This window comes from Mesorhizobium metallidurans STM 2683, from assembly GCF_000350085.1.
GTDB lineage: Bacteria > Pseudomonadota > Alphaproteobacteria > Rhizobiales > Rhizobiaceae > Mesorhizobium > Mesorhizobium metallidurans.
In genome coordinates this window covers 46,564-65,955 of record NZ_CAUM01000060.1, presented here as the reverse complement: position 1 = coordinate 65,955, position 19,392 = coordinate 46,564, and the positions used below count along the sequence as shown (strand labels likewise).

Annotated in this window: 19 protein-coding genes; 14 read left to right on the top strand and 5 right to left on the bottom strand. The window is 62.7% G+C overall.

Annotation, left to right across the window (positions count from 1 at the left end; genetic code table 11):
- Nucleotides 1–68 precede the first annotated feature (68 nt).
- The 7 genes from phnL to phnE (MESS2_RS10690) all read left to right on the top strand — a co-directional run bounded on the left by phnL (nucleotide 69) and on the right by phnE (MESS2_RS10690) (nucleotide 7,397).
- Nucleotides 69–776 (top strand): phosphonate C-P lyase system protein PhnL, encoded by a 708-nt coding sequence (phnL, locus tag MESS2_RS10725; RefSeq protein WP_008874230.1) that lies wholly within the window; start codon nucleotides 69–71, stop codon nucleotides 774–776.
- The gene (locus MESS2_RS10720) at nucleotides 773–1,390 is read left to right on the top strand and encodes a DapH/DapD/GlmU-related protein (RefSeq protein WP_008874229.1); all 618 of its coding nucleotides are present in this window, start codon (nucleotides 773–775) and stop codon (nucleotides 1,388–1,390) included. Before phnL ends, MESS2_RS10720 begins: the two co-directional genes overlap by 4 nt.
- A gap of 552 nt (nucleotides 1,391–1,942) precedes the next feature.
- Nucleotides 1,943–2,653 (top strand): DUF1868 domain-containing protein, encoded by a 711-nt coding sequence (locus MESS2_RS10710; RefSeq protein ID WP_008874226.1) that lies wholly within the window; start codon nucleotides 1,943–1,945, stop codon nucleotides 2,651–2,653.
- A gap of 166 nt (nucleotides 2,654–2,819) precedes the next feature.
- Nucleotides 2,820–3,668, top strand: a complete 849-nt coding sequence (gene phnC / locus MESS2_RS10705; protein ID WP_008874225.1) for a phosphonate ABC transporter ATP-binding protein — start codon at nucleotides 2,820–2,822, stop codon at nucleotides 3,666–3,668.
- Nucleotides 3,669–3,805: 137 nt separating this feature from the next.
- Nucleotides 3,806–4,714 carry a phosphonate ABC transporter substrate-binding protein gene (phnD, locus tag MESS2_RS10700; RefSeq protein WP_008874224.1) on the top strand — a complete coding sequence of 303 codons (909 nt, stop codon included), beginning with the start codon at nucleotides 3,806–3,808 and terminating at the stop codon, nucleotides 4,712–4,714.
- Nucleotides 4,715–4,870: 156 nt separating this feature from the next.
- Entirely contained in the window at nucleotides 4,871–5,845 is a 975-nt protein-coding gene (gene phnE, locus MESS2_RS10695; protein ID WP_008874223.1) for a phosphonate ABC transporter, permease protein PhnE, read from the top strand.
- Nucleotides 5,846–5,849: 4 nt separating this feature from the next.
- Complete coding sequence (phnE, locus tag MESS2_RS10690) at nucleotides 5,850–7,397, top strand: phosphonate ABC transporter, permease protein PhnE (protein WP_008874222.1); 1,548 nt, start codon at nucleotides 5,850–5,852, stop codon at nucleotides 7,395–7,397.
- Here phnE (MESS2_RS10690) and MESS2_RS10685 read toward each other — a convergent pair.
- Genes MESS2_RS10685 through MESS2_RS10675 form a run of 3 tightly spaced genes read right to left on the bottom strand, consistent with a single transcriptional unit; the run spans nucleotide 7,385 to nucleotide 10,605 of the window.
- Nucleotides 7,385–8,272 (bottom strand): sugar phosphate isomerase/epimerase family protein, encoded by an 888-nt coding sequence (locus MESS2_RS10685; protein ID WP_008874221.1) that lies wholly within the window; start codon nucleotides 8,270–8,272, stop codon nucleotides 7,385–7,387. The genes phnE (MESS2_RS10690) and MESS2_RS10685 overlap by 13 nt on opposite strands.
- 38 nt (nucleotides 8,273–8,310) lie before the next feature.
- Nucleotides 8,311–9,498, bottom strand: a complete 1,188-nt coding sequence (locus tag MESS2_RS10680; protein ID WP_008874220.1) for a Gfo/Idh/MocA family protein — start codon at nucleotides 9,496–9,498, stop codon at nucleotides 8,311–8,313.
- A gap of 51 nt (nucleotides 9,499–9,549) precedes the next feature.
- Nucleotides 9,550–10,605 carry a sugar phosphate isomerase/epimerase family protein gene (locus tag MESS2_RS10675; RefSeq protein ID WP_008874219.1) on the bottom strand — a complete coding sequence of 352 codons (1,056 nt, stop codon included), beginning with the start codon at nucleotides 10,603–10,605 and terminating at the stop codon, nucleotides 9,550–9,552.
- Between the two features lie 400 nt (nucleotides 10,606–11,005).
- On the opposite strand from MESS2_RS10675, the gene MESS2_RS10670 reads away from it, so the two are divergent.
- From MESS2_RS10670 to MESS2_RS10655, 4 genes are read left to right on the top strand one after another with little or no spacing between them, the layout of a single operon-like run.
- Complete coding sequence (locus MESS2_RS10670; protein ID WP_008874218.1) at nucleotides 11,006–11,893, top strand: sugar phosphate isomerase/epimerase family protein; 888 nt, start codon at nucleotides 11,006–11,008, stop codon at nucleotides 11,891–11,893.
- 56 nt (nucleotides 11,894–11,949) lie between these two features.
- On the top strand, nucleotides 11,950–13,119 hold the full coding sequence (locus MESS2_RS10665; protein ID WP_008874217.1) for a mandelate racemase/muconate lactonizing enzyme family protein: 1,170 nt from the start codon (nucleotides 11,950–11,952) through the stop codon (nucleotides 13,117–13,119).
- 2 nt (nucleotides 13,120–13,121) lie between these two features.
- Nucleotides 13,122–13,838 (top strand): FadR/GntR family transcriptional regulator, encoded by a 717-nt coding sequence (locus tag MESS2_RS10660; protein ID WP_008874216.1) that lies wholly within the window; start codon nucleotides 13,122–13,124, stop codon nucleotides 13,836–13,838.
- 1 nt (nucleotide 13,839) lies between these two features.
- Nucleotides 13,840–14,820, top strand: coding sequence for an NAD(P)-dependent oxidoreductase (locus tag MESS2_RS10655; RefSeq protein WP_008874215.1), 981 nt, complete (start codon nucleotides 13,840–13,842; stop codon nucleotides 14,818–14,820).
- A 5-nt stretch (nucleotides 14,821–14,825) separates the two neighbouring features.
- Here the strand turns inward: MESS2_RS10655 and MESS2_RS10650 are convergent, their stop codons facing one another.
- Nucleotides 14,826–16,121, bottom strand: a complete 1,296-nt coding sequence (locus MESS2_RS10650) for an amidase (RefSeq protein ID WP_008874214.1) — start codon at nucleotides 16,119–16,121, stop codon at nucleotides 14,826–14,828.
- A gap of 125 nt (nucleotides 16,122–16,246) precedes the next feature.
- Between MESS2_RS10650 and MESS2_RS10645 the strand changes: the two genes are divergently transcribed.
- Complete coding sequence (locus MESS2_RS10645; RefSeq protein WP_008874213.1) at nucleotides 16,247–16,594, top strand: GFA family protein; 348 nt, start codon at nucleotides 16,247–16,249, stop codon at nucleotides 16,592–16,594.
- Here the strand turns inward: MESS2_RS10645 and MESS2_RS10640 are convergent.
- Nucleotides 16,591–17,808: an MFS transporter gene (locus MESS2_RS10640; RefSeq protein WP_008874212.1), complete on the bottom strand. Its 1,218-nt coding sequence runs from the start codon at nucleotides 17,806–17,808 to the stop codon at nucleotides 16,591–16,593. The genes MESS2_RS10645 and MESS2_RS10640 overlap by 4 nt on opposite strands.
- Before the next feature lie 85 nt (nucleotides 17,809–17,893).
- On the opposite strand from MESS2_RS10640, the gene MESS2_RS10635 reads away from it, so the two are divergent.
- Nucleotides 17,894–18,862, top strand: a complete 969-nt coding sequence (locus MESS2_RS10635) for an AraC family transcriptional regulator (protein ID WP_040592670.1) — start codon at nucleotides 17,894–17,896, stop codon at nucleotides 18,860–18,862.
- Nucleotides 18,863–18,948: 86 nt separating this feature from the next.
- Complete coding sequence (locus tag MESS2_RS10630) at nucleotides 18,949–19,380, top strand: DUF4437 domain-containing protein (protein ID WP_008874210.1); 432 nt, start codon at nucleotides 18,949–18,951, stop codon at nucleotides 19,378–19,380.
- Nucleotides 19,381–19,392: the final 12 nt, after the last annotated feature.

The window sequence follows — 19,392 nt, the reverse complement described above, 5'->3', positions numbered from 1 at the left end:
GGGGAGATGGCCGGCAGGCCAGAGGGGGGTGCTGGCCCGCAAACGAACGACGATTGGAGGACCTTCTGATGCCAACCCCGCTCGTCGTCTCCGATGTCGCCAAGAGCTTCACCATGCATCTGCGTGACGGTATCAAATTGCCTGTTGTCGCCGGTGTTTCGTTTTCGATCCGGGCCGGAGAATGCGCCGTGCTCGGCGGCCCCTCCGGCGCCGGCAAGAGCTCGATCCTGAAGATGCTCTACGGCAACTATGCCGTCGACGAAGGCCAGATCATCGTCCAGCATGAGAACGGGCTCATCGATCTCGCGACAGCCAGCCCGCGCACCGTGCTTGCCGTGCGCCGGCAAACGATCGGCTATGTCAGCCAGTTCCTGCGCACCGTGCCGCGCGTCTCCGCCCTCGATGTCGTCGCCGAGCCTTTGGTCGAGCGCGGCGAGGAGCGCGAAGTCGCGCGCGACAAGGCCCGCGCCTTGCTGGCTGAGCTCAACCTGCCGGAAAAGCTCTGGGCGCTGCCGCCGGCAACGTTTTCCGGTGGCGAGCAGCAGCGCGTCAACATCGCGCGCGGCTTCATCACCGAGCACCCGATCCTGCTGCTTGACGAGCCTACCGCTTCGCTTGACGCCAGGAACCGCGACGTGGTGATTGCGCTGATCGCCGCCAAGAAGGCGGCGGGCGTCGCCTTGCTTGGCATCTTCCACGATCACGATGTGCGCGAGGCGGTGGCCGATCGCATCATCGACGTGACCGCCTTCGCCGCCGGGAAAATTGCCGCATGAGCAAGAAGCTGTCGGAGGCGCCGCTGGTCCATGAGACGGCGCAAGTCGAGAATTCGACGCTCGGCCGCTGGACCGAGATTGCCGACCGCAGCCGGGTTTCGGAAAGCACGCTAGGCGACTATTCCTACATGATGCAGGACTGCGCCGTCTGGTGCGCGACGATCGGCAAGTTTTCCAATATCGCCGCCGCCGTGCGCATCAACGCCACCAACCACCCGACCTGGCGGCCGACGCTGCACCATTTCACCTACCGCGCCTCGGACTATTGGGACGACGCCGAGCACGAGAGCGAATTCTTTGCTGAGCGTCGCGCCAAACGCGTCACCATCGGCCACGACACCTGGCTTGGCCACGGCTCGACCATCCTGCCCGGGGTCACCGTCGGCGATGGCGCCGCCGTCGGCGCCGGCGCGGTCGTATCCAGGGATGTCGCTCCTTACACCATCGTCGGCGGCGTGCCGGCCAGACCGATCCGCGAGCGTTTCGACCGCCGCACGGCGGAGCGCTATCAGGCGCTGGCCTGGTGGGACTGGGATCACGCCCGGCTGCGCGCCGCGCTCGACGATTTTCGGGAACTGTCGGCCAATCAGTTTTTGGAGAAGCATGGGGGTTGACGCCCCGAAAAAGTCAGCCGCTCAGGCAAATGTCCAAAATAATAGAAAGAAATCCTAACGTGATAAGAATAGTAACACCAGTCTGACTTGACCTGACAAGTTCTATAAATTTTTTGTCATAACCAATATCTACAAGCGATTTGGTTTTTTCCTCAACCTTGTTTGCAAAATTTATCGTAACCAGCGCGATTAAAAAAATAATAATCATTAGAATAATGGCCGCGTCGCGCCCATTTCCATAATTGTACAAGTATCCCGATATTGGATGGTTCAAGCTACCGACCCGATATACGGAAATCAAAACCAGGGCCACTGTGAAACTTATCGCAGCGACTACCCCTGCAGCATACAGCCGCAACCACTGGCGCCAACGTAGCAATTGGGAAGCCTCTCTTTGATACGAGTTTGAATCTTTATTTCAATCTTGATGATGTGCAAACCCCGGCAGAACCGCTTGGCGAAGCCTGCCTTTGATATTCTACTTCTTGGCACGGTTTCCATATCCCTGACATATGACTCGGACAGGACGCGGTCTTTCCTCTGGAGATCGCAATGCCTGTTTCAGTCAAACCTTCGCTTACCGGATTCTTTGCCGGCTCGAACCCAAACCCTCCGCTGCATCTCGGCAGGCGTTACGACACCTCTGGCAATTTTCTCAACGAGCCCGGCAACACGGTCGTCTGCCATCTCGTCAACGGCTCGCCGTCCGAGGCAGTGGTGGTCGAGGTGCGTGAGCGGATGCGCGCCATGCCCGATGCCGACCGGCTGGCCTTCACGCCCGTCTCCAGCCTGCACATGACGCTGTTCCAGGGCATCATCGAATACCGCCGCCGGCCTCCCTATTGGCCTGGGGATGTGCCTCTCGACACCGGCATCGACGACATGACCCGCCTCTATCGGGAACGCTTGAACGGCTTCGAAGGCTGCGGCGCCTTCAAGATCAAGGTCGTCGATGTCGTGCCGACCGGCTTGACCGTTGCCGGCGCGACCGATGAGGACGTGCGTGTCATGCGCGCCTGGCGCGACGCCTTGTCGGCGCCGTTCGGATACCGGCATCCCGACCACGATACCTACGTCTTCCACATCACTTTCGCCTACCAGATCCGGCGTCTGGCGGACGAAAGGGCGTCCGAATGGCAGGATCTGTTCGACGATTGCCTCTCGCTGTTTGCCCGGCAGGCTCCGGTGATCGAACTGCGGCCGCCCGCCTTCTGCAGCTTCAGGGACATGGAGCATTTCGCGGAACTGCTGGTCCTCGGCTGATCCCATGCATGCCGCCCGGACGGCAGCGGTTTGGGTGAACTCGCCTTCCCGCTCGACGCGCCTGTGGGCGGTAACAAAACTGACATCAATCCGACACCGCAGGTTCATGCCGTTGCGCTAGCGAGGGTTAACAGACCTTCAACGCGACTGGACTGGAGCTTACCCCATGTCAGCAACGCTCGAAATTCGCGGCGTCACGCGCCGGTTCGGCAAGAACACCGCTGTCAGCAATGTCGACATCTCGATCCCGCACGGCCAGATGGTCGGCATCATCGGTCGTTCCGGCGCCGGCAAATCGACCCTTTTGCGCATGATCAACCGCCTCATCGATCCGAGCCAAGGGTCGATTTTTTTTGACGGCGCCGAGGTATCCCGGCTACGCGGCTCGCCGCTCCGACGCTGGCAGCGCGACTGCGCCATGATCTTCCAGCAGTTCAACCTGGTGCCGCGCCTCGACGTGCTGACCAATGTGCTGCTCGGCCGGCTCAATCACCGCTCGACCCTGGCCAACCTGCTCGGCGTCTTCTCCCGCGAGGAACGAGCCGAGGCAATAGCGGCGCTCGAGCGTCTCGACATCGCCCGCACGGCGCTGCAGCCGGCCGGCACCTTGTCCGGCGGCCAGCAGCAGCGCGTCGCGATTGCCCGCGCCTTGATGCAGCAGCCGAAGGTGATCCTTGCCGACGAGCCGATCGCCTCGCTCGACCCGCTCAACGCCAAGGTGGTGATGGATTCGCTGCAGGACATCAATCTGCGCGAGGGCATCACCGTCGTCACCAATCTGCACACGCTGGATACCGCCCGCACCTATTGCAACCGCATCATCGGCATGGCGGCCGGCAAGGTCGTGTTCGACGGCCAGCCCGAAGATCTCAACCGCGAGGCGGTGCGCATGGTCTACGGCGCCGACAGCAATGGCGGCGAAATCTCCGAGGCCATCACCTCGACCAGCGTAGCCGTCAAGCAGAAAATCGCCGCATCCGCCGGACCGCTCGAACCAGCGTTTCCCGGGTACTAGTCCATGACCCCGACAAGTGGATACCGGTATACGGAAAGATCCTGAAAAAGAACGCCGGAATCGCCAGCCCACGTCAAGGACGCTGTCAAATTCGAACGCTACCGGCGCGAGGCCGGAACCAACAGGAGAGACACGAGATGTTTAGGAAGATACTTTTCAGCGCCGTTTCCATCGTCGCCATGGCGATGGGCGCGGTCCAGGCACAGGACCTGAAGGAATTCCGCGTCGGCATTCTGGGCGGCGAGAATGAAGCCGACCGTCTGCGCAACTATCAGTGCTTTGCCGACCACATCAAGGAAGTCCTCGGCGTCGAGAAAGTTTCGCTGTTCCCGGCCGCCGACTATGACGGCGTCATCCAGGGCCTGCTCGGCGGCACGCTTGACTTTGCCGAACTGGGCGCTTCCGCCTACGCCAAGGTCTATCTCGAAAACAAGGACGCGGTTCAACCGATCCTTACGACGATCCAGACCGACGGCTCGACTGGCTACCGTGCGGTCATGGTCGCCCGTGCTGATTCCGGCATCAAGACGCTCGCCGACATGAAGGGCAAGAAACTCGGTTTCGCCGATCCCGATTCGACTTCTGGTTATCTGATCCCCGTCACTTCACTGCCCAAGGACATCGGCATGGATGTGAAGAGCTATTTCGCGTCGACCGGTTTCGGTGGCGGCCACGAACAGCTTGTCCTTGAAGTCCTGAAGGGCACCTTCGATGCCGGCACCACCTGGGCCTCCGGCGTGGGCGACTTCAAGGACGGCTACAGCTCGGGCAATCTGCGCAAGATGGTCGACAAGGGCGTCCTCAAGATGGATGACCTTGTCGAATTGTGGCAGTCGCCGCTGATCCCGAACGGCCCGCTGGTTGTGCGTACGTCGATCGACGCCGACACCAAGCAGAAGATCACCGATTTCCTTACCAAGCTCCCGCAAACCGATCCGGCCTGTTTCTCGGCAGTACAAGGCGGCGATTATAAGGGCTATTCGCCGGTTACCCCGGAATTCTATCAGCCGATCATCGACGCCCGTAAGGCGAAGATCGGCTCGTAAGCCTAATGCATGTCGCCCAAAAGTGCGCAGCGGTTTTGGAATAACGACATGCATAAACAAAGACTTAGTGCGCATCGCGATGCGCACTAACGCACAACGCCGCCGGGGCCATGTGCCGCCGGCGGCGTTGCCGCGTCATGGGCCGGGGATCTATCGATGAGTGCGACCGAAGTTTACCGCGCGCCTGCGCTTTCACCGGAGGGAGCCGCGGTCGAGCGGCACTGGCGCGACCTCGCCGCCCGCCGGCGCCTTTACACGATCGGGGGCCTGGTTTTCCTGTTTCTTGCACTCTCTGGCTCGCTCTGGTTCGCCAACGAAACCAACGCCGGAAAGTTCTTCGACCGCCTTCCCTACGTCGCCGACTTTTTCACCGAATTGAAGCCGCGCGACTGGTTCGACCCGGTGCGCGCGCTGTTGGACCTGTCGTCCCCCTATGACGATGGCAGCCTCAAATTCGACTACCCCGAAGGCCGGGTCTACCTGACCCAGAGCATCTACATTCCGGAGTATTTCTACCGGATGATCGAGACGCTGAACATCGCCCTGTTCTCGACGCTCGTGGGCTCCACATTTGGTTTCCTGCTCTGCTTTCTCGCCGCAGGCAATATCACGGCCAGCCGCTGGATCCGTTTCGCCACGCGCCGCTTCCTTGAAATTGTCCGCGCCTTTCCGGAAATTGTCATTGCCGGCTTCTTTCTGGCGATCTTCTCGCTTGGACCGATTCCGGCGATCCTCGCGGTCAGCATCCACACCGTCGGCGCGCTCGGAAAAATGTTCTTCGAAGTGGTCGAGAATGCCGACATGAAGCCTGAAGAAGGCTTGCGAGCCGTTGGCGCCAACTGGGTCGAACGGGTGTGGTTCGGCATCGTGCCGCAGGTTCTGCCCAACTTCATGAGCTATTTCCTGCTCCGCTTCGAAATCAATGTGCGCGCTTCGACCATTCTCGGCGCCGTCGGCGCCGGCGGCATCGGCGAATCCCTGCGTCTTTCGATCGGCCGGGGCCATGAGGCCAAGACCATTGCCATCGTCTTTCTGCTGTTCTGCACGATTGTCGCCGTCGACCAGTTTTCGGCATGGCTAAGACATCGTCTTGTCGGCCGACAGGCGTTCGCATATGGGCGCGGAGAGTAACGCAATGAACGCCGACGCCATCAACGACATCGCCGCTCGCCATCCGGACGCGTTCCGGCGATCCCTGTGGAAGCGCTACGCCGCCCCGATCGGCATCCTTCTTTGCATTCTCTACACCTTCTATTGCTCGTGGTTCTTCTCAATCGCCATCGTTCTCGGAAAGGCGAACTGGAACCTTGCCAGCGCGTATCTCGCCGACTGGGTATCTTACGAAATCCGGCCCGACATCGAATTCAAAGACAATTATCTGACGATCGACTACTCCCGCTTCTCCAAACTGGGATCCAATCCAAATCCCGACTGGGTGACCAAGGAGATGGCCGTGATCGAGCGGCGGGTCGAGGCAGCGCCAGCACCGGCGATCGCGACCAACAAGTCGTCGCAGGATTCGTTCATGGCGCCTGGTGCGCCAACCGCCGAGAGCCCAGCCGCCCTATCGGGCCAATCGGTTCCGGCTGCGCCTGAAACGGTGCGCGAAAACGCTGTGGTGGCGGCCGCCGTCGCCTTTGGCAATGGCCGGATCGCCATCACGCCAAACCTTGTTACTGTGACGCGCGGCGCCGAAAGCGTCATCTTCGACATCGTCAAGGACAATTCTGTCACGCCGCGCACACCGCTGCCTGACTGGATCGAGCAACGCAAGCCCGGCTCGACAGCCTATGTCTCGTTCGGATTTCTCGGTCGCGCTGAGGTGCAAAACGACGAAGTGGTCGCCTGGAGGCGTTTCTTCGGCTGGGCCAATTTTGTCTTTGATACGAATTCGCCATTCTGGGGAAAGCCGTTCGGCGAGGTCGCTTCATTGATCGTCTCAGGGGCACGCATCGATCCGTCCCGGTCAAACGCAGCGCTTGCCTGGGACAACGTCCTCAACAACGCCGAGTGGCAGCACGGCGACGTCTGGCTGAAACTTTTGCAAACCATCGTCATGGCTTTTGTCGGCACGGTGCTGGCCTCGATCGTCGCCTTTCCGCTCGCCTTCCTGGCTGCCCGCAACATCACGCCGAGCCGGATAGCCAACCAGGCAACAAAACGCTTCTTCGATTTCCAGCGGTCTGTCGACATGCTGATCTGGGCGCTGTTCTTCACGCGCGGCTTCGGTCCGGGGCCGCTGGCCGGCATCTCGGCGATCTTCTTCACCGACACCGGAACCCTGGGCAAACTCTATTCCGAAGCGCTGGAGAACATTGACGACAAGCAGCGCGAGGGCATCCGCTCGGTTGGCGCCGCGCCGGCAATAGTGCAACGCTACGGCGTGTTGCCCCAGGTTCTGCCGGTATTCCTCAGCCAATCCCTCTATTTCTGGGAATCGAACACCCGCTCAGCGACGATCATAGGAGCTGTCGGCGCCGGCGGCATCGGTCTGAAATTGTGGGAAGCCATGCGCACCAACACCAACTGGGCCAATGTTTTCTACATGGTTCTGTTGATCCTGCTTGTCGTCTTTATCTTTGACAACATCTCCAGCTATCTCCGCCGCAAACTGATGGGGGACGTCGGAAACGGCAGCGATGAGCGGCCCGCTCGCCTGTTGCCGCCAGCTCAGATCGCCTGAGAGGAAGGCTTTGCTGCGTCCCGCGCACCCGCCTTCTTCCAGCCGTTCTTGATATGCCAGTAGCCCTCCCGATAAACGGCTTCCGGGTTTTCCGAAAAATCGCGCCACACCTTGGTGGCCGCCGCCAGATCTTTCAGCGAGCGGCCGAAGGCCTCGATCGTCAGCCAGTCGTCATAGCCGCTCTTGCGGATGGCCGAAAACGTCTCGTGCCACGGGATGTTGCCGCGACCGGGCACACCGCGATCGTTCTCCGAGATGTGGATGTGGACGATGTTTCTCCGGTTGCGCGTATAGGCGCCGACCGGATCGGCCTCCTCGATATTGGCATGGAAGGTGTCGTACATCGCCTTGATGTGCGGCCGGTCGATGGCGTCGATATGCGCCGACAAATCATCCATCGTGTTGAAGAGATAGCATTCGAAGCGGTTGAGCGCCTCCAGCCCGATGGTGACATCCCTCTTGCCGGCATGATCGCCGATGGCGCGCTGCGAGGCGACCGAGCGTTTTTTCTCGGCCGTCGTCGGCCCGGTGCCGGAGAAAGCGCCCAGCGTCGAATGCAGCGGGCCGCTCAACGTGCTCGCGCCAAGCGCCTGGGCGGAGTCGATCGCCCATTTCATATAGTCGATGCCGGCCTTGCGCGTCGCGGCATCCGGCGCGATCAGGTTCATCGAGGGATCGCCCATGGCCGAGACCGCCGTGCGCTCCAGTCCGATGCGGTCGAGCAAGTCACCGAGCTTGCGGTAGTCGTCAGGCGTACCTGAGAACACCGGTATCTCGACTCCGTCAAAACCGGTCGCCTTGATGTCGCGCAGCAGTTTCTCGTGTTTCTTCGAGACGCTGGTCGTCCATAAGAACATGCACATGCCGATTTTCATCGACATTCCTCCCCCTTGAATTCCCGGAGAAGCCGAAGTTACAGCTTGGTCCACGCTCCATTCTTCTTCGACGACTTCACGCAGGCCTCGATGAAGGCCATGCCTTCGACGCCGTCCTGGATGGTCGGAAAGACGACATCCTTTGCCGGCTTGCCGCCCTTCCTGCGCGCCGCGCGGATGGCGCGGGCCGCTTCCTGGTATATGTTGGCGAAGCCTTCGAGATAGCCTTCGGGATGGCCTGAGGGCACGCGGCTGACACGTCCGGCGACCGGCAGCGCGCCTGCGCCATTTCGCGTGAGCAACTGCTTCGGCTGACCGAACGGCGTGTACCAGAGATAGTTCGGATCGGCCTGCACCCATTCCAGCCCGCCCTTCGTGCCGTAGATGCGCAGCTTCAGCCCGTTCTCATGGCCGGGCGCCACCTGGCTCGCCCACAACATGCCCTTGGCCGGATGCGTCTTGCCGACCGGCTTGAAGCGCAGCATCACATTGACATTGTCGTCGAGCTGCCGCCCCGGCACGAAGGCGTCGAGATCCGCCGACAGCGCGTCAAGCTCCAGCCCGGAGACGAACCGCGCCAGATTGTAGGCATGCGTGCCGATGTCACCCAGCGCACCGCCCGCACCTGCCTGCTTGGGGTCGGAGCGCCAGGACGCCTGCTTCTGGCCGGTAGCGGCGAGGTCTTCGGTAAGCCAGTCCTGCGGATATTCCGACTGCACGATGCGGATGTCGCCGAGCTGGCCCTTCGCCACCATCTCGCGCGCCTGCCGCACCATGGGATAAGCGGTGTAATTGTGCGTCAGCACGAACACCTTGCCGGTCTTCTCAACCAGGGCGGCCAGCTTCTTTGCTTCCGCCAATGTCGTTGCCAGCGGCTTGTCGCAGATGACGTGGACGCCGGCTTCGAGAAAGGCCTTCGCCGCCGGCACATGCACATTATTGGGAGTGACGATGGCCACCGCCTCGATGCCGTCGGGCCGCTTGGCCTCGGCCTTGGCCATCTCGGCGAAGGAGCCGTAGCTGCGCGCGGGGTCGAGTCCGAGTTCGGCGGCCGATGCCTTCGCGCGCTCTGGATCCGACGACAGCGCGCCGGCGACCAGCACGAAATCATTGTCCATCCGCGCCGCGATCCGGTGCACGGCGCCGATGAAGGCGCCCTGCCCCCCGCCGACCATGCCATAGCGGATCGGGCCGCCCCCCGTTTCCGACTTCGATGCGCCGACCATACTTTTCTCCCTCGTCGTTGCTTACCTCCCTCAAGGGGAGGGGAAACCGCGTTAAATCCCCATCATGGCGCGCAGCATCTTCTTGTCGGTCGCGCCGCCGGCAAAATCGTCGAATGCCTTTTCCGTCACCCTGATGATGTGATGCTGGATGAAGGGAGCGCCCTCGGCCGCTCCGTCCTCGGGATGCTTCAGGCAGCATTCCCATTCCAGCACCGCCCATGAATCGTAGTCGTACTGGGCAAGCTTGGAGAAGATGCCGCCGAAATCCACCTGCCCGTCGCCGAGCGAGCGGAAACGCCCGGCCCGGTTGGTCCAGCTCTGGTAGCCGGAATAGACGCCTTGCCGGCCGGTCGGGTTGAATTCGGCATCCTTGACGTGGAACGCCTTGATCCGCTCGTGATAGATGTCGATGAATTCGAGGTAGTCGAGCTGCTGCAGCAGGAAATGCGACGGATCGTAGTTGATGTTGCAGCGCTTGTGGCCGCCCACCGCATCGAGGAACATCTCGAAGGTCGCGCCGTCGAACACGTCCTCGCCCGGATGAATTTCGTAGCCAAGATCGACGCCATTGTCCTCATAGACGTCGAGGATCGGCTTCCAGCGCTTTCCCAGTTCGGCGAACGCTTCCTCGATCAGTCCGGCAGGGCGTTGCGGCCACGGATAGAGGTAAGGGAAAGCCAACGCTCCGCAAAACGACACCGAAGCCTTCAGGCCCAGGTTCTTCGATGCCTTGGCGCCGAACTTCATCTGCTCGACCGCCCACTTCTGCCTGGCCTTCGGGTTATTATGCACGTCGGGCGGCGCGAAGCCGTCGAATTGCGCGTCATAGGCCGGATGCACCGCCACCAACTGTCCCTGCAGATGCGTCGACAGTTCGGTGATCTCGACGCCGGCATCGGCACAGATGCCCTTCACCTCGTCGCAATAGGTTTTGGACGCCGCCGCCTTCTTGAGGTCGAACAGCCGGCTGTCCCAGGTCGGGATCTGCACACCCTTGTAGCCGAGGCCGGCAGCCCATTTGGTGATCGAGGGAAGTGAATTGAACGGTGCGGCATCGCCCGCGAACTGCGCCAGAAACAGACCTGGACCCTTCATGGTCAATGGCATCGGCATCCTCCCTCGTTGTTTGCATGACCAAGCATAGCGCCGATTGGAAGCGAGGCCAGCCCGTTTGGTGTTTTCCCGAAGACACTTGTTTGTGTCGCGATTCTGGTATTACCAAATATGGCCGAATGGTCAAGCGGCGGCACATGCCGCCGAAGAGCCGCCGGTTATCACAAGATACGAAAATATGTTAATCTATTCAATCGAGTAATCGGCACAGCGAGTTGCAGTGCGCGACTTCTTGCCGTCCATGGGAATTTGATGTAGACCTGCCATCAGGCCCAATTGGTCGAACCAGTTCGTCGAAAAAACACTGGAGCGTCCCTGGGGAGGAATCAGGCGGCGAGCCTCGCTGGAGGGCGCTGTGGGAAACGTGACAGGCGAATTCCGGGAAGGATAGACCATGCATCTTTCGACGCACAACTGGATGCGGGCGGAACCGTTGGAGACGACGCTCAAGCGCATCAAGAAATTCGGCTACGAGTCGATCGAGATTTCGGGCGAACCCGAGCAGTACAAGACCAAGGAGACGCGCGCGCGCTTGAAGGAGCATGGCATCCGCTGCTGGGGCGCGGTCACGCTGATGCTGGGCGAGCGCAACCTCGCCGCCAAGGACCAGGGCCAGCGCGAACGCTCGGTGCAGTATGTCAAGGACGTGCTGACCATGATCAGCGAACTCGATGGCGAGATCATCACGCTGGTTCCCGCGACCGTCGGCAAGGTGGTGCCAGACGGCACCGAGGAGGAAGAGTGGAAATGGGTGGTCGACGCCACCAGGGAATGCTTCACCCATGCCAAGAAGGTCGGCGTCAAGATCGCGGTCGAGCCACTCAACCGCTTCGAGACCTATCTGTTCAACCGCGGTGCCCAGGCGCTGGCGCTGGCCGACGCGGTCAGCCCCGAATGCGGCGTCTGCCTCGACGCCTACCACATCCACATGGAAGAATTTAACGTCTATGACGCGATCCGCCAGGTGGGAAAACGCCTGTTCGACTTTCACGTCGCCGACAACAACCGCTTCGCCGCCGGTCTCGGCCAGATCGACTGGCCGAAGATCGTCGCGACGCTGAAGGAGGTCGGCTATGACGGCGCGCTGACCAATGAGTTCGTCGCCCCGGTCGACCGCACGCCCGCCGCACCCTATCCCGACATGGTCGAGCGCCACCCGGTCGACATTTCGCCCGAGCAGCTGAAGTTCATCCAGGATCACGGCTCCAGCGTGCTGACGGAGAAATTCTACACCGACCAGATGCGCATCACCGCCGAAACGCTGCTGCCGCTGATCAAGTAGCCGATCCGACTGGGAATGAGCCCTTCCGCCCACTGGCGGCAGGGCCGGGGATGAACATGCGCATCAAGACGGTCCAAGCCTGGTGGGTCCGCATACCGATCGAAGCCGCGAAGCAGCACCGCAGCGACTTCGGTCAGGTGACGACGTTCGACGCCGCCATTCTGCGCGTCGAGACCGACGACGGGCTGGTCGGCTGGGGCGAAGGCAAGAATGCCGCCGGCAGCGCCGGCAGCTATGGCGCCCTCGTCCATATGCTGAACCACGAGGTCGGCCCGCAACTGATCGGCTGCGACCCGGCCGACATCGGTATCATCTGGGAAATGCTCTACAACGGCGTGCGCCACGACACGGCCGCACGTGCTGGCCACGCCATGCCGCAACTGGCACGGCGCGGCGTCAGCGTCGCCGCCATCAGCGCCGTCGACATCGCGCTGTGGGACATTCTGGGCAAATCGCTTGGGGTCCCGGTCTGGCGGCTGCTGGGCGGCCGCAAGCTTGACCGCATGCCGGCCTACGCTTCCGGCGGCTGGGCCTCCAGCGAGGCGATCGGCGACCAAATGAAGTCCTACATCGCCAGGGGCGGCTTCAAGGCGCTGAAGATGCGGATCGGCGCCATGGACGGCGCTCCGCACATTTCCGCTGCCCGCGTCCGCGCCGCAAGACAGGCGCTTGGCCCCGAAGTCGACCTGATGGTCGACGCGCATGGCACCTATACGGTGGCGGAAGCCAAACGCTTCATCCATCTCGCCGGCGATCTCGACCTGGCCTGGTTCGAGGAACCCGTCATCGCCGACGACAAGCCGGGAATGGCCGAGGTGCGGGCCTCCGGCTCCATCCCGATCGCCACCGGCGAAAGCGAAGCGACGCGCTACGCGTTCCGCGACCTCGCCTCGCTCAAGGCGGCCGACATCTTCCAGCCGGACCCCGCCTTCTGCGGCGGCATCAGCGAGGCGATGAAGATCGGCACCATCGCCAGCGCCTTCAATCTGCGCTTCGCGCCGCATCTGTGGGCCGGCGCACCTTGCTTCTTTGCCGGGCTCCATGTCTGCGCCGCCTCTCCGGCGAGCTTCACCGTGGAATATTCGCTCGGCGCCAACCCGATGATCCACGACCTGATTGAGGAGACTGTCGAAGCAAAGGACGGTATGATAGCGATCCCCGAGAAACCCGGACTGGGATTCACCATTTCGGAACGGTTCCTGGAGGCGCACGCGCAACGCAATTGACGATGAAAGAAAAGAACCTTCTGGCCGAGCTCGCCGCTTATCTGTTCTCCCATTCCGACAAGGAAACGGGCCGGACGCCGTCGGAGCGTGAGCTGGCCGAGCATTTCGCCGTCAGCCGCGGCCAGATCCGCGAGGCGCTGGCCATTCTCGAAGCCATGCGCATCGTCGAGCGCCGCGCTAAATCCGGCATCTATGTCGACACCAAGCAGGCCAGCGTCGAAGCGCTGGCACTGTTCGCACGTGCAGGCCTGCCGCTCGATCCGGTCCGGATCTATGAGACGGTCGAATTGCGCAAGATCCACGAGATCAAGGCGGCGGAGTTGGCCTGTTCGCGCGCCACCGAGGAGAATTTCGAGCGGCTGCGCGAGATTCTGAAGGCTTCGGAGGCGCGCATCGCGGCGGGCGAAGGCCTTGCCAGGGAAGACCGCGAGTTTCACCTCGAGATCGTGCGGGCAACCAAGAACGGCGTCTTCCACAATATCTGCAGCGTCTACTATCTGATGGGCGAGCAGCGCCTGCCGATCTATTTCAACGACCCCGAACGCGGCAGGCGCTCGCATGCCGAACACATCCAGATCTACGAGGCGCTGCTGCGCCGCGACGGCAATCTCGCCCAAGCGCTGATGAGCGCCCATCTGCAAGGCGCGGAAAGCTACTGGAAGGGCCTGATCGAAGGCGACGGGATGGAACCTCAGAGCCCGGCGCTGGAACAGGTCTGACATGCCCAGGATTCTGTCGACGCATACGCTGCACCCGCACGCTTCCGCCATGCTGACCGGTGCCGGTGACCTCGTTGTCGCCTCCGCCCTCGACGCCGCCACGCTGGCCGCCGAGGCGCGGGATGTCGATGTCATCATCGTTCGCGCCCCGCTGCCAGCAGCGCTCTTCGAAGGGGCGAACAAGCTCAGGGCCGCGATCCGCCACGGAGCCGGCCTCGACATGGTCCCGATGGAAGCGGCCGCTGCCGCCGGCGTGCTGGTGGCGAACGTGCCGGGAGTGAATGCGCGGTCCGTCGCCGAATATGTGATGTTCGCTGCCCTGGCGCTGCTTCGACGGTTCCGCGTGCTGGATCGCGACTTGCGGGCGAAGGGCTGGCTGGCAGGTCGCGAGCACACTGTGGTGGCCAGCGAACTCGCCGGCAAGACGATCGGCATTGTCGGCCTCGGCGCCATCGGCGAGGCGGTCGGCCATATCGCGGCACATGGTTTCGACCTGAACGTAGTGGCGACGACACGCAGCATGCGGCCGGCGCCTGACAGGGTCGGTTTCCGGTCCATCGATGCGCTGATCGAACAGAGCGACATCATCGTTCTGTGCTGTCCGCTGACACCGGAGACGCGCGGCCTGATCAGCCGCGAGCGCATCGGCCGGATGAAGCCGGATGCGCTTCTGGTCAACATCTCGCGCGGGCCGGTGATCGACGACGATGCGCTGATCGAAGCGCTGAAAAAAGGCCGCATTGGCGGCGCCGCGCTCGACGTCTTTGCGACGCAGCCGCTGCCGCCCAATCATCCCTATTTCAGCTTCGACAATGTCATCGTCACCCCGCACATGGCGGGGATCACCGAGCAATCGATGATGCGCATGGGTGTCGGCGCGGCGGCCGAGACCTTGCTGGTGCTGGCCAACAAATTGCCCGTCAACCTGCGCAATCCCGAAGTGGTCGAGCACTACCGTCGGCGCTTTCCGGCTGACGTCTGAGCGCCTCAAAGGCCAAGCAGCGCTTCGATTCCCGCAGCAATCCGCAGGAGGTGACGGTCATGGCCGTTGCGCGCCACCAGCATCAGCCCGGCTGGCCGCGCGGTCCCCGGCATCGGCAATGATATCGCGCAGAGGTCGAACTGGTTGGCGACCTGCGTGTTGCGCAGCAGCAGGCCTTCGATGCGTTCGCGCAGATCGGCATCAGCCATCGAAGCGATGGTCGGCGCCGTCACCGGCGTGGTCGGCAGCGCCACGACATCGACCGACGCCAGCCGCTCGTCCATGGCGACGCAGAGTGCTGCGCGACGGCGCATTGCCCTGATGTAAACCGGGGCCGGTATCGCGGCGGCCCGCGACAAGGGCCCGCTGACCCAAGGGTCGACCGGCGCCGATGCCCCTGTCGCCAGCCAGTCGGCATGGATCTCGGCCCCTTCCATGGCGGCGATCGAGCCGCGTCTGGTCGCGGCACGCAGATCGGCAAGCAGGTCGTCGATCGACAGGTCCGTCAGGCGCGCGCCTGTCTGCTCGATCTTGGCGAGGCTGCGATCGAACGCGGCATTGATCTCACCTTCGGCATCTTCGAAAAGCAGGCCGTGCGGGATGCCGACGCGAAGCCCGGCAAGCGGTAGCGACAGGTGCAATGGCGGCAGGTCCTCGCCCGACATCGCCGCGTCGGCGAGCGCACAGGCAGCGACACTCTGCGCCAGCGGCCCGATCGAATCCAGAGTCGCGGACAATGGATATGCACCGGTCAATGGCACGCGCCGCGCCGTAGGCTTGAAGCCGACGACGCCGTTGAGCGATGCCGGAATGCGCACCGAACCGCCTGTGTCGGAGCCGATGGCAATGTCGCACGTGCCCTCGCCGACCGAAACGCCGGCACCGGAGGATGAGCCGCCGGGGATCAGGCTGGCATCGGCCGCATTGCCGGGCGTGCCATAGTGCTGGTTGTCGCCGATCGCGGTGAAGGCGAATTCGGTCATGTTGGTTTTGCCGATGATAACCGCGCCGGCCTGCCGCAACCGGCTGACGATGGCGGCGTCGCACCGAGCAGGAGCGGCGTTCCTGAGCATCAGCGAACCGGCCGTGGTCGCCTCACCGGCGACATCGAGCAGATCCTTGATCGAGACGATCGTTCCGTCGAGCGGACCGATCGTCACGCCGGCCCTGTGGCGAGCGTCAGCGGCATCCGCCGCAGCCCGTGCTGCTTCGGCATAGAGCTTTACGAAAACGCGTTGATCGTCCGCACGCGCGGCGAGGCGTGAAAGGACGGCGTCGAGGCGATCGCGGGCAGATTGCATTTTCGGTGTCGGACTCCGGACGCCTTGAACGTCTTTCAGGCAGCGGCCAACGTCTGGCGTGCGCGAAAGGCATAACCCGGCGGGGGCGAGTTTGCACCTGTCGAAGCGACGAAAGAGGAAATCCAATGCACTACAGAGGCAGTTGCCATTGCGGCAAGGTGGCATTCGAGGTGGAGGGCGAGCTTGGCGGAGCCGTGCGCTGCAATTGCTCGATCTGCTCTCGCAAGGGGGCACTGTTGTGGGCCGTGCCGCATCGAAAATTGCGACTGCTGGCTTGGGGCGATGATCTCGGCCGGTACACTTTCGGCAAGGGCGGCATCGCGCATCGCTTCTGCCGCACCTGCGGCATCCATCCCTTCGCCGAAGATGTCGGCGAAGGAAGTGAGCGAAGCGCCTACGTCAATATCAACTGCCTCGACGACATCGACCTTGGCGTGGTGTCGGTGATCGATTTCGACGGCCGCTCGGCCTAGGCTCTTTCAGACTTCGGGCCAAGCAGGAACGTCGCCAATGCCGCCAGCAGCGTTGCAATGCCGCAATACGCGAACGCGCTGGCCACGCCGGCGTGATCGACCAGCAGGCCACCGAAGACGGCGCCCAGCGCGATCGCCACCTGGAATGTGGCGACCATCAACCCGCCGGCGCTCTCGGCCTGGTCGGGAGCGGCGCGCACCAGCCAGGTCTGCAGCCCGACCGGCACCGCACCGAAAGCAAAGCCCCAGGCGGCGATCGCCACTGCCGCCACCACTGGCGAGGCGCCAAGAACGAGCAGCAGAAGCGCCGACAATGCTATCAGCAGAGGCGCCAGGCCTACGGCCGCCTTGAGGTTGCGTTCGGCCATGAAGCCGCCGGCGAAATTGCCGAAGAACCCACCGATGCCATAGGCGAGCAGCACCAGCGAGATCGTCTCGATGTCCATTGCTGGAACCTTCTCGAGAAACGGCCGGACATAGGTGAAGCCGGCAAAGTGCCCCGATGCGACAAGCATTACCACCAGAAGTGCCGCCCTGATCGTCGACCGCTTCATCACCTCCAGCAAGGTGCGAAAACTGGCAACACCCGCTGGCGGCAACCGCGGAATGGTGGCGATCTGCACCAGGAGCGCCAGGGCACCGACGACGGCTGCGATCATGAAAGCGGTGCGCCATCCCCAGATGTCGCCGACATAGGCGCCAACCGGGGCTGCGGTGACAGTGGCGACCGAAACGCCGGTGAGGATGATCGACATGGCGCGCGGCATCAACCGCATCGGCACGAGCCGCATCGCCATCGCCGCCGACATCGACCAGAAACCGCCGAGGGCGATACCGAGAACGACGCGAGCGGCCAGAAGCACGGGAAGCGACGATGCGAAGGCCGCGAGCAGGTTCGAGACGATCAGCAGCACCGTCAGTCCCCACATGACCAGCCTGCGGTCCAGCCGTTTGGTGACGATGGCCATGGTTGGCGCCGCGATCGCGCCGACCACTGCCGTCGCCGTGACCGCTTGCCCGGCAGCACCCTCGGTAATGCCGAGATCCTGCGCCAGCCGCGTCAGCAGGCTGGCGGGTAGGAATTCGGCGGTTACCAGGCCGAACACGCCAAGCGCCAGCGATACCACCGCGCCCCAGGCCGGCTCGGCTCGTTCTTCGGATTCGGAGGAGTCGAGAACAGCGGCGGCGATGACGCCCGTGGTGGGTTCGGTCATGATGGATCTCCGGTTGCAGCGCAACATTTGGCTGCAATGCAACATGGGGGTGGTTATCTGGAGTTTCCATGCTATAAACGCCGAAATGAATTACAATTCATCCAAAACAACGCTGGCGACTTCCGGCGATCCGTTGACCGACATGCTGCGTGGCCTGCGCCTTGATGGCGTCGACTATGGACGCTGCGTGTTGGGAGAACCCTGGGCGGTGTCCTTCCCTGCTCAGAAGGCAGCACGGTTTCATTTTATTGGCCAGCAGGGCTGCTGGCTGTTCGCTCCGGCGAAGGAATGGGTCGAGCTGTCGGTGGGCGACGCGCTCCTGATCCCGCGCGGCGACGAGCATGTGCTAGCCAGCGCGCCGGGTGTGCCTCCGGTGCCGATCGGCCGCTACACGATCGAGCCGGTCTGCGAGAACATCTATGACGTTTCGAACGAGTGCGGGGGCCCCAAGACCCTGCTATTCTGCGGCAGCATGCATTTCAACCTCGACGGCTCGCACCCGTTGCTCGACATGATGCCGGACTTGATGCAGGCGCATAAGCTGATGGCGAACGCGCCGGGCATCCAGCATCTGCTTGATGCGATGGCAGGCGAAGTGACGATGGACCGGGTTGGGTCAGGCGGCATTCTGGCGCGCCTTGCCGACGTGCTGGCGGCGACGATCATTCGCTCCTGGGTCGAGAATGGCTGCGGCGACGCGACCGGATGGATCGCGGCAGTCAGAAATCCCGATGTCGGCAAGGTGCTGGCGGCCATTCATCTGCAGCCGGAACGCGAATGGACGGTCGAAGCCCTGGCGCGGATGATGGGTGCCTCACGCTCCGCCTTTGCCCAGCGCTTCGCCACGGTGGTCGGCGAGACGCCCGCCAAATATGTGCTCCGCGTGCGCATGCACCAAGCCCGCCAATGGCTGGCCCGCGACGGGATGAGGGTTTCCGTGGCGGCGGCGAAACTGGGTTACGATTCGGAAGCCTCTTTCAGCCGCGCGTTCAAACGGGTCATCGGCGTGGCGCCGAGCCATCTGCGCAACACCGGCGGCGGCGACGCGTCCTAAGCCCGGAGGAATTGCCAAGTCTTTTGGACGGCGCGTCATTGCCCGGCGACGTCTCGTGAATAATCTGGCAAGCAGAGGAACCCGCTATGGCCAATCATTCTCTACTGCTTACGCTCGCCGCCCTGTCCTTCGTTCCCGGGCAGGCATTCGCTCTTGAAGATAGCTACTTGCCGGCCGGCAAGATTCCCTATGTCGCTGAAGCGCCGGACCAGCCGCAGCGCCTCGGCGCGTTGTGGGGCGAGCGATCCAAGGGTCCGGCGGGCACCTTGCTCAAGGTCCCCGGCAACTGGCGCGCACCGGTTCACGCGCACACCGCCGACTATCGCGCCGTGGTCATCCAGGGGCTCTGGGCGCATTGGCAAATGGACGGCGGCGAAGCCACCAAGGTCGAACTTCCTCCCGGATCCTATTGGACCCAGAAAGCCAATGAGATGCATGACGACGCGTGCCTCTCGGACACCGAGTGCGTGATCCTCTTGATCAATGACACCCCCTACGAAACCTTCCTGCCCAAATAACGGACGCCCGCC

What these genes read in the sequence shown, in the direction of transcription:
- MESS2_RS10660 (WP_008874216.1), top strand. Translation starts at nt 13,122, where the DNA reads ATGAAAGAAAAGAACCTTCTGGCCGAGCTCGCCGCTTATCTGTTCTCC.
- MESS2_RS10665 (WP_008874217.1), top strand. Translation starts at nt 11,950, where the DNA reads ATGCGCATCAAGACGGTCCAAGCCTGGTGGGTCCGCATACCGATCGAA.
- phnL (WP_008874230.1), top strand. Translation starts at nt 69, where the DNA reads ATGCCAACCCCGCTCGTCGTCTCCGATGTCGCCAAGAGCTTCACCATG.
- MESS2_RS10710 (WP_008874226.1), top strand. Translation starts at nt 1,943, where the DNA reads ATGCCTGTTTCAGTCAAACCTTCGCTTACCGGATTCTTTGCCGGCTCG.
- MESS2_RS10640 (WP_008874212.1), bottom strand. Translation starts at nt 17,808, where the DNA reads ATGACCGAACCCACCACGGGCGTCATCGCCGCCGCTGTTCTCGACTCC.
- phnE (WP_008874223.1), top strand. Translation starts at nt 4,871, where the DNA reads ATGAGTGCGACCGAAGTTTACCGCGCGCCTGCGCTTTCACCGGAGGGA.
- MESS2_RS10655 (WP_008874215.1), top strand. Translation starts at nt 13,840, where the DNA reads ATGCCCAGGATTCTGTCGACGCATACGCTGCACCCGCACGCTTCCGCC.
- phnC (WP_008874225.1), top strand. Translation starts at nt 2,820, where the DNA reads ATGTCAGCAACGCTCGAAATTCGCGGCGTCACGCGCCGGTTCGGCAAG.
- MESS2_RS10645 (WP_008874213.1), top strand. Translation starts at nt 16,247, where the DNA reads ATGCACTACAGAGGCAGTTGCCATTGCGGCAAGGTGGCATTCGAGGTG.
- MESS2_RS10720 (WP_008874229.1), top strand. Translation starts at nt 773, where the DNA reads ATGAGCAAGAAGCTGTCGGAGGCGCCGCTGGTCCATGAGACGGCGCAA.
- MESS2_RS10685 (WP_008874221.1), bottom strand. Translation starts at nt 8,272, where the DNA reads ATGAAAATCGGCATGTGCATGTTCTTATGGACGACCAGCGTCTCGAAG.
- MESS2_RS10635 (WP_040592670.1), top strand. Translation starts at nt 17,894, where the DNA reads ATGAATTACAATTCATCCAAAACAACGCTGGCGACTTCCGGCGATCCG.
- MESS2_RS10680 (WP_008874220.1), bottom strand. Translation starts at nt 9,498, where the DNA reads ATGGTCGGCGCATCGAAGTCGGAAACGGGGGGCGGCCCGATCCGCTAT.
- MESS2_RS10675 (WP_008874219.1), bottom strand. Translation starts at nt 10,605, where the DNA reads ATGCCATTGACCATGAAGGGTCCAGGTCTGTTTCTGGCGCAGTTCGCG.
- MESS2_RS10630 (WP_008874210.1), top strand. Translation starts at nt 18,949, where the DNA reads ATGGCCAATCATTCTCTACTGCTTACGCTCGCCGCCCTGTCCTTCGTT.
- phnE (WP_008874222.1), top strand. Translation starts at nt 5,850, where the DNA reads ATGAACGCCGACGCCATCAACGACATCGCCGCTCGCCATCCGGACGCG.
- MESS2_RS10670 (WP_008874218.1), top strand. Translation starts at nt 11,006, where the DNA reads ATGCATCTTTCGACGCACAACTGGATGCGGGCGGAACCGTTGGAGACG.
- phnD (WP_008874224.1), top strand. Translation starts at nt 3,806, where the DNA reads ATGTTTAGGAAGATACTTTTCAGCGCCGTTTCCATCGTCGCCATGGCG.
- MESS2_RS10650 (WP_008874214.1), bottom strand. Translation starts at nt 16,121, where the DNA reads ATGCAATCTGCCCGCGATCGCCTCGACGCCGTCCTTTCACGCCTCGCC.